We start from the raw sequence: 14,370 nt of genomic DNA, 5'->3' as shown, positions 1-14,370 counted from the left end.
CTCCCTCTTAAAGTGATAAAGTCAGTCCCGGCTGACAATGAACTAAGTTAATGTCGGCACTCAGGTCCGTCGCTATTTGTTGGAGGATGAGTGTTTGATCCGCATGAGGCGCCATATGACTAGCGACCAGGGTTCGCACATGAGCCTGATTGGCCAATTGCGCGACTTCACTAGCCGTCATATGAATCTCGTTTCGCCCCCGTTCGTTAGTAAAGGCTGAATCAGCAATTAATGCATGGGCACCCTGACTGAAGTCGATTAGCTCTGGGCACCAGCCAGTATCAGCCGTAAAGACTAAGACTTGCCCTGTCTCCATCTCTTCCACACGCATAGCATAGCAAACAAGTGGATGAACCGTCTGGCAAAAACTTACGCGGAAAGGCCCACATTCTAAGACACTATCCGCCCCATAACTCATCAATTGGCTGGTCTTGTCCTCAATAGCCAATGGCGGAAATACCGATTGATCATGCAAATAAATAGGCACTGGCGCACGTTTAGCACCTGAAGGTTTCAACATTAATAAATGCTGGATAGTACCTAGATCCGCCACATGATCAGCATGGTCATGGGAAACAATGACAGCATTAAGCTCTAGTACATCTAGATAATTTTCTAAGGCACGTGCAGCACCACTCCCTGCATCAAGCAAAATATGATAGGACCGGTCCTGACTTGAAACCACAAAAGCAGTTGTGCCATTGTCTCCCATTGGGTAACCTCCGGCACATCCTAAACAATGAATATGCATATGTCCTGCCCCCCTAGGCATTAGCCACAATATCGGCAACCGTCTGACAGTTGAGGCGTTTGAGCAAGGCGGTCATCAGCGCCACTGTATGTTTGAAGTCATCTTCGTGAATAATCGAAGTATGGGAATGTAAATAGCGAACCGGAATGGTAATAGCAATGGATGGCACGCCATCAAGACTTTGGTGCTGTGCCCCAGCATCCGTTCCGCCACCCTTTATGCTGGTGAATTGGAATGGAATGCCTTCTTCTTCCGCCACATCAATCACAAAGTCACGCAGGCCTTTGTGAGGAATCATAGACGCATCATAAATTAAAACTTGAGGCCCTTTGCCTAATTCACTGTCTGCTTCTTTAGTCGTCATACCTGGTGTATCACCCGCAGTCCCTGTATCTAATGCAAAACTAATAGCAGGATTCAGTTTGTGGGTCGCGCCCTTAGCGCCACGCAAACCAACTTCTTCCTGAACATTCGCCCCGATAAAGAGCTGGCTAGCGTGACCTTGGCTGGCTGCATATTTTAATACTTCAATCGCAACTGCAACGCCGATGCGGTTATCCCAAGCTTTCCCTAAGAGGAAAGGGCCGCCATTGAGACGACGATATTCGATATACGGCGTAATCATGTCCCCCGGACGAATACCCCACTCTAGCACTTCTTCCTTAGAAGTCGCTCCTAAATCGACAAAGACATCCGCTATATCGACCGCCACCTTGCGTGCTTCCGCAGGTAGAACATGTGGAGGCTTAGAGCCCGTCACACCATGGTAGGTTTTGCCGTCTCGTGTCGTAACGGTCACTTGCTGGGCCAAAACTACCTGGCTCCACCAACCACCGATCGGCACAAACTTTAGGAAGCCCTTATCCGTAATCTGACTAACCATAAACCCCACTTCATCAAAGTGAGCAGCCATCATAATCCGCGGACCGCTGGCATCCCCAATATGCTCCGCAAATAAGCCACCAAGACCATCTTGAACGTAGCCTTGCGCATAAGGTGCCGTTTCTTCTTTGAAAAGTTGGCGAACCGCACCTTCATTACCCGCAATCCCATTGACTTCACTCAAGGCACGCAACAAAGTTTCATTGATTTCCATCCTATTCCTTCTTTCTACTATATAATATGTATCGCACTTCCTATTTTAGTACTCTGCCCTAGCGACTTCAAGCAGGATTGCTCGCCTAGCTAGAATCGAATAGTAAATTCTATTTCAGTCTCTGAACGCATGCCGACTTTTAAATGCCAACCATTGCGTTCTGCTACCGCTTGGGCTAAGGACAAGCCCATCCCACTTCCTCCTTGGTCACGTTGGCGCCCTTGGTCTGGCCGGTAGAAACGCTCGAATAAGCGTTCTGCCTGCTCTTGACTCATTTTATGACAATGATTGGTCACATACAAGCTCTTGTCAGCTTGTCGCCAACCAATCTCAATCTCTGTCCCTGCCAGATGATACTGAAGGGCATTTTCAAGTAGAACCTGGCTGACCTGTTGAAAAGAGGCCCTGTCGATAGTCAACAGAATGCTATCAGGCAAATTCAAGGAAACCTGCGCCTGGTTTGCTTCAAGCAAGCCCTCAAGATCATCCAACGCTTGTTTTAACAAGACGACTAAATCCAGAGACTCTGGATTTAGCGCGACTCGGCCTTCGTCATAGCGAGCTAATTTCAGCATCTGCTCCACTAAGGCATTTAAGCGTTGGATTTGCCTGCGATTACTTTGGGTCCATTCATTCTTGCATCCTGTCAATTCCAAGACATCGTTATTGGTAGCCAGAACCGCTAAAGGGGTCTTAATCTCGTGGCTAGCATTACTAATAAATTCCTGTTGGCGTTTAATATTGTTAATCAAAGGCCGAATGGCTTTATTAGAAAAGTATCGAAGTAGACCATAGACGATGAGTAAGGTCAAAACCAAAATAACCAGCGAAATCATGGCCAAGCGAGTCACCGCTTGAAGTTGGCGACCAGCATCTACAAAGAGCCATTCCTTTTCTCCTTGCGAATTCGTCCGCTGATAGTAGCGGAGGACGCCAATCCAGCCCCGGTTTTTAGAAGATTTCAATAGTGGGCTGAGCATATTCGCCAAAGTTCCCTGGTCATAATCATCCATGCGGTCTAATTGGCTAGTCACTAACTTACCATCGGCATCGGTTTTAGCGTAGATATAACGAGCCGTGTGATAATTCGGTTCCTGATAGCTCTGCCAGAGTCTAGCCCAATCAAAGCCTTGATTCTTCGGCAGAGGTGGTCTTTCCTGATTGTCCTGATGCTGATTCTGGCTCTGGTCTATTAGGTGACTTGCTTCGCCATCTAGCTCTTGAACCGTCTGCCAATAGTTGAGCCCATTCAAACCCAGGAGCAGGCACAAGAGCACAGCCGTAAAAGATAGCATGGCAATCTGAACAAAACGGCCTTGCATCTCTTTAATCATGCGCCACCTCCAGCTGGTAACCCAGGCCTCGCGAGGCCTTAATCGTCACTTTAGAACTCAGCTGTTGTAATTTTTTGCGTAAGGACGAAATATTGACCCAGACCACATTAATCTCCGCGTCGGAGTCTAAGCCCCAGATTCTTTCCATAATTAAATCGGAAGACAAAACCTGTTGTTGGTTCAACAAGAGCATCTCCATCAGTTGAAACTCTCGCTTATTTAAGGCGAGTTCAGTCGCCCCTACCGCTAGACAGGCCCGTTGCCGGTAGAGGGTTAAATCACCATAACGCAAATCATTCTCTACCAAGTTGGCCGGGCGTCGCAACATAGACCGAATACGGGCTAGAAGTTCCTGCATATCAAAGGGTTTAGTTAAATAATCATCCGCCCCTAAGTCAAGCCCTTGCACCTTGTCTTCAATTTGGTTTTTGGCCGTTAAAAGCAAGGTTGGCACTTGAGACCCCTCGCTCCGTAAAGCCGTTAGGACTTCGAAGCCCGATTTCTTAGGCATCATGACATCTAATATCAGGCCATCATACTCCATAGAGCGTGCGTACAAGAGGGCTTCTTCTCCATCCGCTACATGATCCACATCATAATGATGATGCTTGAGAATAGCCTGGATTCCCTTAGCTAAATCTAATTCATCTTCTGCTAGTAACAATCTCATCTTTCTTGCCCTCCTTATGCTAGTCTCATTGTATCACATTTGCCTCGTCAGTCGCTATTTGCAAGCGTTTAGCAAGGCGGCACACAGCAATCATGTTATAATAAGGAAGGAAATCAAGCATCCATCTATTTTACTAACTACTTTCCAAGGAGTGTCCGCTATGTTTTTATCTGATTCACTACTCGATTCTATCCATCAACGCGCAGACCATTACGACCGAAGCAACGAATTTCCTGAGCTAGACTATCAAGCTCTCAAAGAAGCTGGCTACTACAAGGCCTTTGTACCCAAAGAATTTGGCGGGCACGGTCTCACACTTCAAGAAATCGCTCAGGAACAAACCCGCCTAGCCAAGGCAGCACCTGGTACTGCCCTAGGCATTAATATGCACCAGATCATTGTAGGCTTGGGCCGTCATCTAGTAGCTCATGACCAAACTGCAGGTCAACAAATCCTAAAAGACGCGGCTGAAGGTCACCTCCTAGCCTTCGGCATCTCGGAACCTTCCAATGACCGCGTCCTCTTCGGCTCTATTTGCCAGGCTCAACCCCAATCAGATGGAGGCTATCTTTTCTACGGCGACAAGGTCTTCCTGTCGATGATTAAGGCCTGCAGCCGTTTCGTGACCTTTGCGACCGATTCCAGCCAAGAACAAGCCCTATCCGTCTTTGCCTATGCCCACAAACAAGATAATCAATTAGAGATTCACGAAAACTGGGATACGCTCGGTATGCGTGCCACTCAATCACACAGCGTGACGCTCAAGGGTCTGCAAGTAAGACCTGAACAAATCTTGGCCAAACTGGCTCCTGGTCCAAGTTTAGATCCCACCGTTTTCGGTATTTTCGCTTATTTCGAGATTCTACTCTCAGCTACCTATTTAGGTATTGGCCAACGAGCCCTCGAACTGGGACTAGAAACAGTCAAAAAGCGTTATTCCGTCAGCAACCAGACAACTTACGACCAGGACAAGAACATCCGTTGGCGCTTGGCTGAAGCCGCTATCCAACTGGATGCCATCCCACCTCAACTCAATCATTTCTGCCAGGCTTTAGATCAAGATCAACCTTATGACTTGAGCTGGTTACCTCGCCTGTCTGCCCTTAAAAACCGTTCCGTAGAAGCCTCTAAAATAGCAGTCGAAGAGGTGATTCGAGCTTGTGGCGGCCAAGCCTACTTCAGCCACAACGAATTATCCCGTCTCTATCGCGACGTCTTGGCTGGCCTCTTCCAACCTTCCGATCAAGAATCACTCCACGAAGCTTGGGCTAGCATGCTTTTGGGCCCTATCAAGTCATAGCACTAGACAACTTTGCATGCCTATCCATTCTGTATTATAATATGACTAGGATTTACTATTGGAGGTAATGAAATGAAAAAAACTTTACGCATTTTCCTATGCAGCTTATCGTTAACGGCCCTCTTAGCAGGACCTTCAATCGCTTTGGCAGAATCTTCAAGCAGCGAGTCAAGCGCTAGTAGCCAAGAAAGTACCGCTAGCTCAGAATCTAGCACAGACTTCAAGGCGGTAACGGAGGCTATCAAGACTGCAGCTTCTGCTAAAGAAGCCAGCGTAACTTACACAAACTCAACCCCTATTACCTTAGGCAAGGCTCCTGTTACGGAAACCATCCATGCCTACAGCTTAATCTCCCTCAAAGATTTTTCCAAGGACTTAGAGATTCCTTTTGGTGGCAATACCCAAACTGGCGCTGTTCTTGTACTTGATGTCTCCCTTAAGAATGACTCAGATAAAGATGCTTACATTACCGGCGGTTTCTCTGGCTCCATTGTAGGCTATAACAGAGCAGTGAGCCACAACAACAACCTAGTAGATGAGACAAAAGACCTAACCAAGGCTGTTGTAGACGCCAAGCAAGTACTTAAGGCTAAAACTGAGCTTCGCGGCTTCGTTGTCCTAACAATTGGTGGCGACGCCCTCAAACAATTAAACAAAAATGGCGCGTTATCATTCGATACCCTCGTTGTATTAGCTAATCAAGGGGACAAAATTACGGATGCTATTGTACCTACGGCATCTACTATTCTGCCAACGTCTAAAGAAGGGGAAGAAAAACGCTCAGCGGCTAGCAAATTCTACCCTGACAAACTGACTGCTGAAAACTGGGGAACTAAGACCCTCATTAGCTCAAGTACTGATAAGCAAAACGTTAACTTTGAAGGCTATGATGTGACTTTGAACGGCTACCAATTGGTTGACTTCAAGCCTAATGAGGATCAAGCTAGCCGTTTCGAAAAACTTAAAGGTGGTGTGGTAGTCTTAACTGCTGAAATTACCGTTAAGAACAACGGTAAAGTTGCCTTGAACGCACGTCAGACCGCTGGTAACTTAGTTTTCAATGACCAACTAAAATTAATGCACGAAGGCATGGTTGAAGTTGAGCCGGCCAAAGATAAGGAAGTAGTAGAACCTGGCCAAGAGTATACTTACCACTTAGCATTCGTCTACAGCAAGGATGACTATGATCTCTACAAAGATCGCTCACTTACTTTGAACGTCAACCTCTATGACAAAGACTTTAAGTCCTTAACTAAATCCGGCGATATTACCTTCCAACTTAAAAAATAAGCTTAAAACTAGAAAGCCACAGGTCTGATGACTTGTGGCTTTTTATATAGGGCCCTATGCTATCCCCAAAAATTGTGTTAAACTGATAGAAAGCGTTACCTATTTTATGTCCTCAGGAGGGACTTGCATGACCACCCGACGAAAACTTGTATTTGTAGATGACGAGACTTTTGTGCTCCAGTCCATTGTCAACCTAATGGATTGGACTTCTTTGGGCTATGAACTAGTAGGCACTGCCAGCAATGGCCAAGAAGCCCTAGCCATTATCGAAGAAACTTGTCCCGATGTTGTCATTACCGACATTTGCATGCCACTCATGGACGGCTTTGAATTGAGTCAAGCCATCTACGAATTTGATCCCACTATCAAGATTATCTTTATCAGTGGCCACGACAAATTCGACTATGCTCAGAATGCTATTCGTCTAAATATTCAAGAATATCTACTGAAACCTATCACTCCTACAGATATCCAAGCCGCTCTATCCCGTGTTAGCCAGAACCTAGACGCTCAGCGCCAGCGTGCTCTGGATATGCAGGAAATGACACGGGAGTATATGACAACCATTGAGGCCTCACGTCGGAGTTTGCTTATTAGCCTTGTAACCGAGCCTTTATCCCTGGAAGATACCTCTTACTGGCAAAACCGTATTAATCTCTATCAATTAGAAATTCCCGGCCCTCATTATACCGTCATTAGCCTCTGTCCACGCCAGTCTTCTAGCCCTATCCACGCCATCAGCCCGGATATGCGAGACATTCTCTTTGCCGAAGAGCTTAGTTGGGTCTCCTATCGCAAGACCGTCCTAGAGGTCTGTCATAAATATTTGCCGGCCGAAGCCTTCCCTTTTGCTGGTAAGTTAATCATCATCCTTAGCCATGATAAGCCCGATATCTCAGCTAGCCTCGACCTTTTGCTGCAAGATATCCAGCAAACCTTCCTGAAAAATTATCGGCGCACCCTCTACCTGGGTATTAGTCAAGCATCCTCACACTTGATGGACTTAAAGCGCCTCTACCATCAGGCGCTTCAGGCTTATGATTACTGCCAATCGGCGCCAAATACTGCCCTATGTTACTATGGTGACTTCAGCGTTGAGATGGAATCAAACCTAGACTACGATGCAACCCCTGATCAACGTCTCTTGTCTTTGATCAAGATTGCTTCCTACCCTGAATTTGAGGATTACATTGTGAGCTTAATTAACCAAAGTCATCTCCAATCCTCTACTCCTTCGGCCGACTATCTCTTTTTCCTAGAATTAACTTCACGGGTTATTCGCATCAGTCAAAACCTCACTGGCATCCAAAACTCACCGCTGATTGAGTCCTTTATGTCTCAAATGGTAGTAGCAAACCAAGCGTCAGTAGCGGATTTAATGCAAACCTTCCTGGCTCACAGCAAAAAGTTACTACTCTTAATCCAGAGCGAACGCCAAACTCTCAAAGAATCTTTAACCCAGCAAGGCTTGCGTTTAATGCAACAACATTATCAAGATCCACTTTTTACAGGCAAACGTTTGGCTCAGTTAATGCATGTCAGCCCTAACTATCTCAGCTCTCTATTCACTCGCGAGACAGGACAATCCTTCAAGGAACACTTGATTCAAATTCGTATGAATAAGGCTAAAGAGCTCTTACTAACTAGCTCAGCCAAGGTCCAAGAAGTAGCCTTAGCCGTCGGCTATACCGACACTCACTACTTCTCCTATAGTACTAAGCGCTACTTTGGCCTATCGCCGCGCCAAATTCGTGAGGCCGCCCAAGAAGGGAGCCCCTCACTATGACCCCTACCAAGCGACAACCCTTGCACCGAGTGATTTATTTAACTTGTTTCCTCTTGTCGACTTCTATTCTAGGCATTAGTCTCTGGGGCCATTATCAAATTGCGCGCGATCTCCTGATTAAGCAGACCATGACCCTAACTGAGCAGCATGTAGCTCGCTCGACAGAAGCCTTAGAAACTATGATCGCGACAATGGATGTTGCCAACGAGGCAATCATCCGCCGCATCACACTCGAAAGTCTTACACCTCAAGCTTTGCATGATTTGCTTGATTCTAGCGTCACCCTTAACCGAGATATCCAATCTATCGCAGTGCTAGATGAACAGGGCCAAGTACTAGATTTTGCACCTAGCCGTTTTCAACTTAAAACCAATAGCCAACATCCGGTTTTATCTCCCGATTGGTATCAAAAAGAAGCACAGCACGATCAGACGCTCTATTCTAAACCTCATATTCAACACCTTTTCCAGGGAGAGTTTCCTTGGGTTATCTCTAATACTATCCCCTTCAACCATCAAGGCAAGCGATGCCTTCTACTTATTGATTATAAAATCAAAACCTTCCAGCGTTTCTTTGAGACTGGAGGGATTGGCAAGCAAGGCTACACTTACTTGATAGATGACCAACAAGAACTCATCTACCATCCCCACCAAGCCCTGATGACCGCTGAACTCAAGCGGGAAACTATTCCAGATTTAGGAACTGAGCCCACAAAGGTCCAATTAGATAAGGATAACCATGTCGTATTAGCCAGTCAGGTTATGGCCGGTACCCATTGGCGCGTTGTCGGAAAGACCTACCTACAAGAAGTGTTGGCTAGTGGTCTGTCACGAATTCTACAGACCTCGCTTATTCTCTTCTTAGCCTTGACCTTCTTAATTAACGTTCTGGCCTACTTACTAGCTCGTTTTATTGCCCGTCCTATTCGTCGCCTTGCGCTCCATATGCAAGACTTTCAGGATCTTCCGACTGGTCACTATGAGACGTCTGGTTACGATGAGGCCAATGAGCTCTATCAGGCCTACCACCAACTGCTAAACCAAGTGGACCAACTCATGGAGCAAATTAAACTTGAAGAAGCCGCTTTACGCAAAAGTGAGCGAAATGTCTTAGAAGCCCAAATCCAACCTCATTTTCTCTATAATACTTTAGAGTCCATCCTGTGGATGATAGAAAGTCAAAATACTAGAGATGCTTCGCATATGGTGACCGCTTTAGGTCGTCTGCTTCGCATTACCTTAAGTAAGGGTAAGGAGTACATCCCCTTGGAACGTGAATTTGAGCATGTCACGAACTATCTAGAAATTCAGCAAATTCGCTATAATCAGCAATTCACTTATCAGCTCAAGCTGCCAGAGCAAGTTCGCTCATACCCTACTATCAAACTAATCCTACAACCTATTGTAGAGAATGCCATTATACATGGCTTGGCCAACCTCTATGAACCCGGCTTGCTAACAATTGAAGCTAAGCAGACAGAAAAAGGTATTCTAATCCAAATTAAAGACAACGGCCAAGGCATGAGTGTGGAGCGTTTGGAAGAACTACGCCGAGAGATAAAACAGCCATCTGATGTAGCGGGCATTGGCTTGCGCAATGTCCATGAGCGCTTGCAGATTTATTTTGGGCCAGAATACGGGCTAACAATTGATAGCCAAGAAGACCAAGGAACCTGCGTCAGCCTCTCGATTCCTTGCTTAGATTGGGAGGACTTGCCATCATGAGAAAACTTTCTACTATATTATTAGGACTTATCCTAGTCAGTTTAGCTAGCCTTTTAGCATTGAGCCTTTGGCTTGGTCAACCTACTCAGACCATTACACATCGCATCTTGTTTGCTAGCAGTAAAGCCTTGAGCCAGCCCTACAACCAACAACTTTTGGCAGGGCTCAAAGCCTCAATCAATCCATCTGACGACATAGAGATTCAGACCCTAGCTTTACCAGAAAATGTTGATGAACAAGTGGCCCTCTTAAGCCAGCAAAAACTCCTAACAGGCGATCAGGTGATACTTCACTCTACCTATAGCCTTGAGTTAACATCTCAATTGGAAAACTGGCTTAAGCAAGGGGTTAAAGTGGCCTTAATCGATAGCCCAAAAGTCCAACTATCCCAAGCAAGCCAACTTGGTTGGGCGCCTCTGGAGCAAGGCCAGGCCTTAGCACAAGCATTGAAAGCCAATAGTGGGACAGAGACCCCTCTCATTTTAGCCTATCAGGCACACAACCAAGAAAGCATCGAGCGCCTAAAAGGAGCTCAGGACGTCCTAGATCAGTCTGGCCAAGCCTACCAGTCACTTGCTTTAGAAGGCGACAAACTCGAAAATCAACAGGCTATGCTTCGTGCCGTTGAAGCCTTAGCTTCCAAACCGGCTGTCGTCTTACTCGATCAAGTCTCTATACAAGAGCTGGCCCATTACTTGCATCAAAGTTTAGCTATTCCTGACATCTACAGCATCGGCTATCAACCTCAGGTATTTAGCGCTATCGAAGCAGGGGACATCCGCCGTAATCTCACACCCAACCCCTATGCTTTAGGCTATGCAGCAGGGCAAACTGGTCAAAATCAGCCTGATAAGGCTAGTGATGTAACCGCTAAGCTTACCTATCAATGGATTGAGGCGCAAGACCTCTTCAATCCCCAATTTGCCAGTTGGCTCTTCCCTTTGGAATAAAATACTGCTTGCAGTAAGCAACATATACAAAAGAGAGTTGGTCCTTGCCAACTCTCTTCTATTATATATAGTAAGAAAAAAGCTGGGATACAAATCCCAGCTTTTAATATACTTCTTATTAACGTACACGCACTGCAAATTGTGGTGTGAAGTTTTGGATGTTGTTGTAGCCTAATGGAGTACCTGGTTGAGAAGCATGAATGAAGTTCCCGCCACCAGTTGCAATCGCTACGTGGTAAGTTGAACCTGCGTCACCCCAGAAGTAGAGGTCACCCGCTTGTGCTTCTGATACAGAGATACGAGTCCCTGCAGATTCTTGTGGTACTGTCCAGCTACCTACATCGATACCATATGCTTCTTTGAAGACATATTGTACGAAACCTGAGCAGTCAAAACCACTTGGGCTCTTACCGCCCCATACATAAGGAGTCCCTACGTATTTAGCAGCTGTTGATAAAACATCGCCGTAAGTTGAAGCTGCTGGAGCTGCTGCTGCTGGTTCTTCTTCAGTAGTAGCTGCTGGAGCTTCTGGTTCTTCCTCAGCTGCTGGTGCTTCTTGAGCAGGTTGTGGAACTGGTGTTGTTGACTCTTCTTGAGTTGAAGGAGTTTCTGCAACAGTTGACTCTTCAGCTGCTGGAGTTTCAGATGCAGGAGCTTCAGGCGCTTGACTTTCAGTTGCTTCTGCTTGGCTAGTTGCTTCAACTTCTGTAGTTGGTGCAGCTGGTTTTGCTTCTTCAGCTGCTGGTGCTGGTTGCTCAGCTAATTGAGATTCACGAGTTGCTTGCTCTTGAGCCGCTTGTTCTTGGGCAGCTGCTTCTGCTTGTGCTTGTTGTTGTGCTAAAGCTTGTGCTTGAGCTTCTGCGGCAGCTTGTTCAGCCGCTGCTTGTTGTGCTGCTGCAATCTCTGCTTGACGCTGTTGGTAAGCAGCCTTTTCAGCAATTAAAGCTTCACGAGCATTTTGTGCTAATGATAAGTCAGAAGTCAATTGGTTGTATACTGCTTCGTTGTTAGCTTGCTCTTCAGTCAAAGCACCTTTAAGTGCTTCTAATTGTACATGCTTAGCAACGTTGTCTGCTTTAGTCGTTTCTACTGCAGATTTCTTAGTTTCAACAGCTTCTTTATCAGCCTTTTGTTGGCCTAAAAGTGTTTTGTTAGCTGAAACCATCTTCTTCACAACGTCTACACGACCAACAAAGTCGCTAACAGATTTAGAAGAAGCTACAACGTTAACGTAGTTTTCTGCCCCACCTGTTGCTTGAACAGCACGAGCTTGATCTGCCAAGAGGCTTTCGCGTTTGCCAATTGCTACTTCTAAGTCTTTGATTTCTGCTTGTAAGCTTGCAATTGCTGCGTCATTTTCTTGGATATTCCCTTGAAGAGTAGTTGCTTGCGTTTGAACTTCTTGCAACTTAGCATAAGAACTTGCTAATTGTGCGTAAAGTTGTGCTTGAGCAGCCGATAAGTTTTCGATTTGGCTTTCACTTTGCCCGATTAATGAATCGTAGTCTTGTGCGAAAGCAGCCACAGGTGCAGCTACGCTCCCTAATACGACGGCTGAAGTTAATAACGTTTTGAATAATCTCTTGTTCATAAGCGATTTGACTCCTTTTAGTCTCGTAATTTGTATATCACGCTTGTGTTGGACACAGGTTTTGGTTTATCTTTTTATGACATGCTTACATGATACCACAAGTTTTGGCTAAGGTGCGGTTTTTCGACGATTCGTATAGCATCTGTAACATAGCTGTAATTTTACATGAGTTTTCACTGTTTTTTGACTCTTTTTTGCCACAATAGACTGACGAATAGGCCAAGTCTTCTGAATTCTACAGGTGACGAAAATGGCTTGCCAGGCCGATTTCCGCTTTTGTCTAGACCTTTGAAGCGGATTAACTATCCCAAAAGATAGTCTTGCAGATGGTGCCATAAAGATTATTCCCATATAAGTTACTATGTTGATTCAATATTTATACTATACCTTGAGGCTCCCAGCGTCGTTTTCGACCTCTAAAAAATCATGAGGAGAACCCAACTACATAGCCCACAAACCACACTCACTCACACAAAAAAAGCAGGCCAAAGTCCTGCTTCTCACATCTTAATCTTGATAGGTAACGAGTGTGTAATTTTTCTTACCCCGGCGTACGACTACGTACTTACCACCAATGGCATCTTGAGGCGTAATCACAGCTTCCACATCGGTTACCTTGGTGCCATTCAAGGTAATCGCGCCATTAGAAATAAATTCTCTGGCTTCACGACGAGATTTAACAATACCAGTATCTACTAACCAAACAGCTAGGTTAGCTTCCTCTCTTGAGGCGCTAGCTTGCGGCATATTTCTAAAACCTTGCTCGATTTCATGAACCGTGAGCGAACCCACCTCGCCTGTAAATAAAGCTTCTGTAATCCGAATGGCTTCATCTAGAGCCTCTTGCCCGTGAACAAAGCGCGTCACTTCTTCAGCCAAACGCTTGTGGGCAACCCGCAAGTGAGGCTGAGTCTCAATTTCGACAGCCAAGGCATCAATCTCTTTATGAGATAAGAAGGTAAAGTACTTAAGGAATTTAACCACATCACCATCTTGTTGATTGAGCCAGAATTGGTAGAACTCAAATGGCGTTGTTTTTTCTGGATCCAACCAAACTGCCCCACCTGCTGTTTTACCAAACTTAGTGCCATCAGATTTGAGCATAAGCGGAATGGTCAGCCCATAGACTTCAGTCTCATGGCCTTCAGTCCGACGAATAAAATCCAATCCGGCCGTAATGTTGCCCCATTGATCGGCGCCGCCAATTTGTAATTGAACATCGTATTCTTTATACAGATGGGCAAAGTCAATGGATTGAAGAATCTGGTAGCTAAACTCAGTAAAGGAAATCCCTACCTCTAGTCGAGACGCGACAACATCCTTAGCCAACATATTATTAATGTTGAAATGTTTACCATAGTCACGCAAGAAATCTAAGAGCGAGATCTGGCTAAGCCAGTCGTAGTTATTTACAATCCGAAAACCACTCGCTTGAACATCCCCTTTTAGGAAGAGGCGGTTCATCTGGTCTGCTAATTTACGCGCGTTTTCCTTTACCACATCCATGGTTTGCAAGGTGCGCTCGCTATTACGCCCACTTGGGTCGCCAATTGAGCCCGTTCCGCCCCCAATTAGCACTACTGGTTTATGGCCAGCCAACTGGAATCGTTTAAGAATCATAAAGGGAATTAAATGTCCAATGTGCATGGAATCCCCTGTTGGGTCGACGCCACAATATAAGCCAATCGCCTTCTTATTTACTAGTTCTTCTAAGCCTTGAGCGTTAGTCTGCTGATTGATGGCACCACGCCATGTTAAATCATCTAAAATTGACATCTTCTTTCCTCCTTATGTATTTTCTATCTTCCTATTATAACGCGATTATAAGTCTGAATCAATCTAGCAATAGCGTAAATTTTCGAACCTTATGCGTAAATT

At 45.6% G+C, this 14,370-nt stretch carries 11 protein-coding genes; 5 read left to right on the top strand and 6 right to left on the bottom strand.

The window, feature by feature from the left end; all coding sequences use genetic code 11:
* Window positions 1-7 precede the first annotated feature (7 nt).
* The 4 genes from V7R82_RS00615 to V7R82_RS00600 all read right to left on the bottom strand — a co-directional run bounded on the left by V7R82_RS00615 (window position 8) and on the right by V7R82_RS00600 (window position 3,851).
* Complete coding sequence (locus V7R82_RS00615; protein ID WP_338542859.1) at window positions 8-751, bottom strand: MBL fold metallo-hydrolase; 744 nt, start codon at window positions 749-751, stop codon at window positions 8-10.
* 13 nt (window positions 752-764) lie between these two features.
* The gene (locus V7R82_RS00610; RefSeq protein ID WP_338542857.1) at window positions 765-1,847 is read right to left on the bottom strand and encodes a M42 family metallopeptidase; all 1,083 of its coding nucleotides are present in this window, start codon (window positions 1,845-1,847) and stop codon (window positions 765-767) included.
* An 89-nt stretch (window positions 1,848-1,936) separates the two neighbouring features.
* Window positions 1,937-3,181, bottom strand: a complete 1,245-nt coding sequence (locus V7R82_RS00605; RefSeq protein WP_338542856.1) for a HAMP domain-containing sensor histidine kinase — start codon at window positions 3,179-3,181, stop codon at window positions 1,937-1,939.
* Window positions 3,174-3,851, bottom strand: a complete 678-nt coding sequence (locus V7R82_RS00600; protein ID WP_338542855.1) for a response regulator transcription factor — start codon at window positions 3,849-3,851, stop codon at window positions 3,174-3,176. Before V7R82_RS00600 ends, V7R82_RS00605 begins: the two co-directional genes overlap by 8 nt.
* Window positions 3,852-4,011: 160 nt before the next feature.
* On the opposite strand from V7R82_RS00600, the gene V7R82_RS00595 reads away from it, so the two are divergent.
* From V7R82_RS00595 to V7R82_RS00575, 5 genes are all read left to right on the top strand, one after another.
* The gene (locus V7R82_RS00595; RefSeq protein WP_338542853.1) at window positions 4,012-5,151 is read left to right on the top strand and encodes an acyl-CoA dehydrogenase family protein; all 1,140 of its coding nucleotides are present in this window, start codon (window positions 4,012-4,014) and stop codon (window positions 5,149-5,151) included.
* Window positions 5,152-5,223: 72 nt separating this feature from the next.
* Window positions 5,224-6,441: a hypothetical protein gene (locus V7R82_RS00590; protein WP_338542851.1), complete on the top strand. Its 1,218-nt coding sequence runs from the start codon at window positions 5,224-5,226 to the stop codon at window positions 6,439-6,441.
* 127 nt (window positions 6,442-6,568) lie between these two features.
* Complete coding sequence (locus V7R82_RS00585) at window positions 6,569-8,227, top strand: response regulator transcription factor (protein ID WP_338542849.1); 1,659 nt, start codon at window positions 6,569-6,571, stop codon at window positions 8,225-8,227.
* Window positions 8,224-9,951, top strand: a complete 1,728-nt coding sequence (locus V7R82_RS00580) for a sensor histidine kinase (protein ID WP_338542848.1) — start codon at window positions 8,224-8,226, stop codon at window positions 9,949-9,951. Before V7R82_RS00585 ends, V7R82_RS00580 begins: the two co-directional genes overlap by 4 nt.
* Complete coding sequence (locus tag V7R82_RS00575) at window positions 9,948-10,901, top strand: substrate-binding domain-containing protein (protein WP_338542846.1); 954 nt, start codon at window positions 9,948-9,950, stop codon at window positions 10,899-10,901. The genes V7R82_RS00580 and V7R82_RS00575 overlap by 4 nt, the downstream gene beginning before the upstream one ends.
* Before the next feature lie 118 nt (window positions 10,902-11,019).
* On the opposite strand, the gene V7R82_RS00570 is transcribed toward V7R82_RS00575, so the two are convergent.
* Together V7R82_RS00570 and tyrS are read right to left on the bottom strand one after the other, a co-directional pair.
* Window positions 11,020-12,492, bottom strand: coding sequence for a PcsB-like coiled-coil domain-containing protein (locus V7R82_RS00570; protein ID WP_338542844.1), 1,473 nt, complete (start codon window positions 12,490-12,492; stop codon window positions 11,020-11,022).
* Between the two features lie 507 nt (window positions 12,493-12,999).
* The gene (gene tyrS / locus V7R82_RS00565) at window positions 13,000-14,268 is read right to left on the bottom strand and encodes a tyrosine--tRNA ligase (protein WP_338542843.1); all 1,269 of its coding nucleotides are present in this window, start codon (window positions 14,266-14,268) and stop codon (window positions 13,000-13,002) included.
* Between the last annotated feature and the right edge of the window lie 102 nt (window positions 14,269-14,370).

This window comes from Abiotrophia defectiva ATCC 49176, assembly GCF_037041345.1.
In the GTDB taxonomy this organism is placed as follows: domain Bacteria; phylum Bacillota; class Bacilli; order Lactobacillales; family Aerococcaceae; genus Abiotrophia.
Note: the sequence above shows the minus strand (reverse complement) of the source record. Positions and strands in the feature narration are given on the sequence as shown.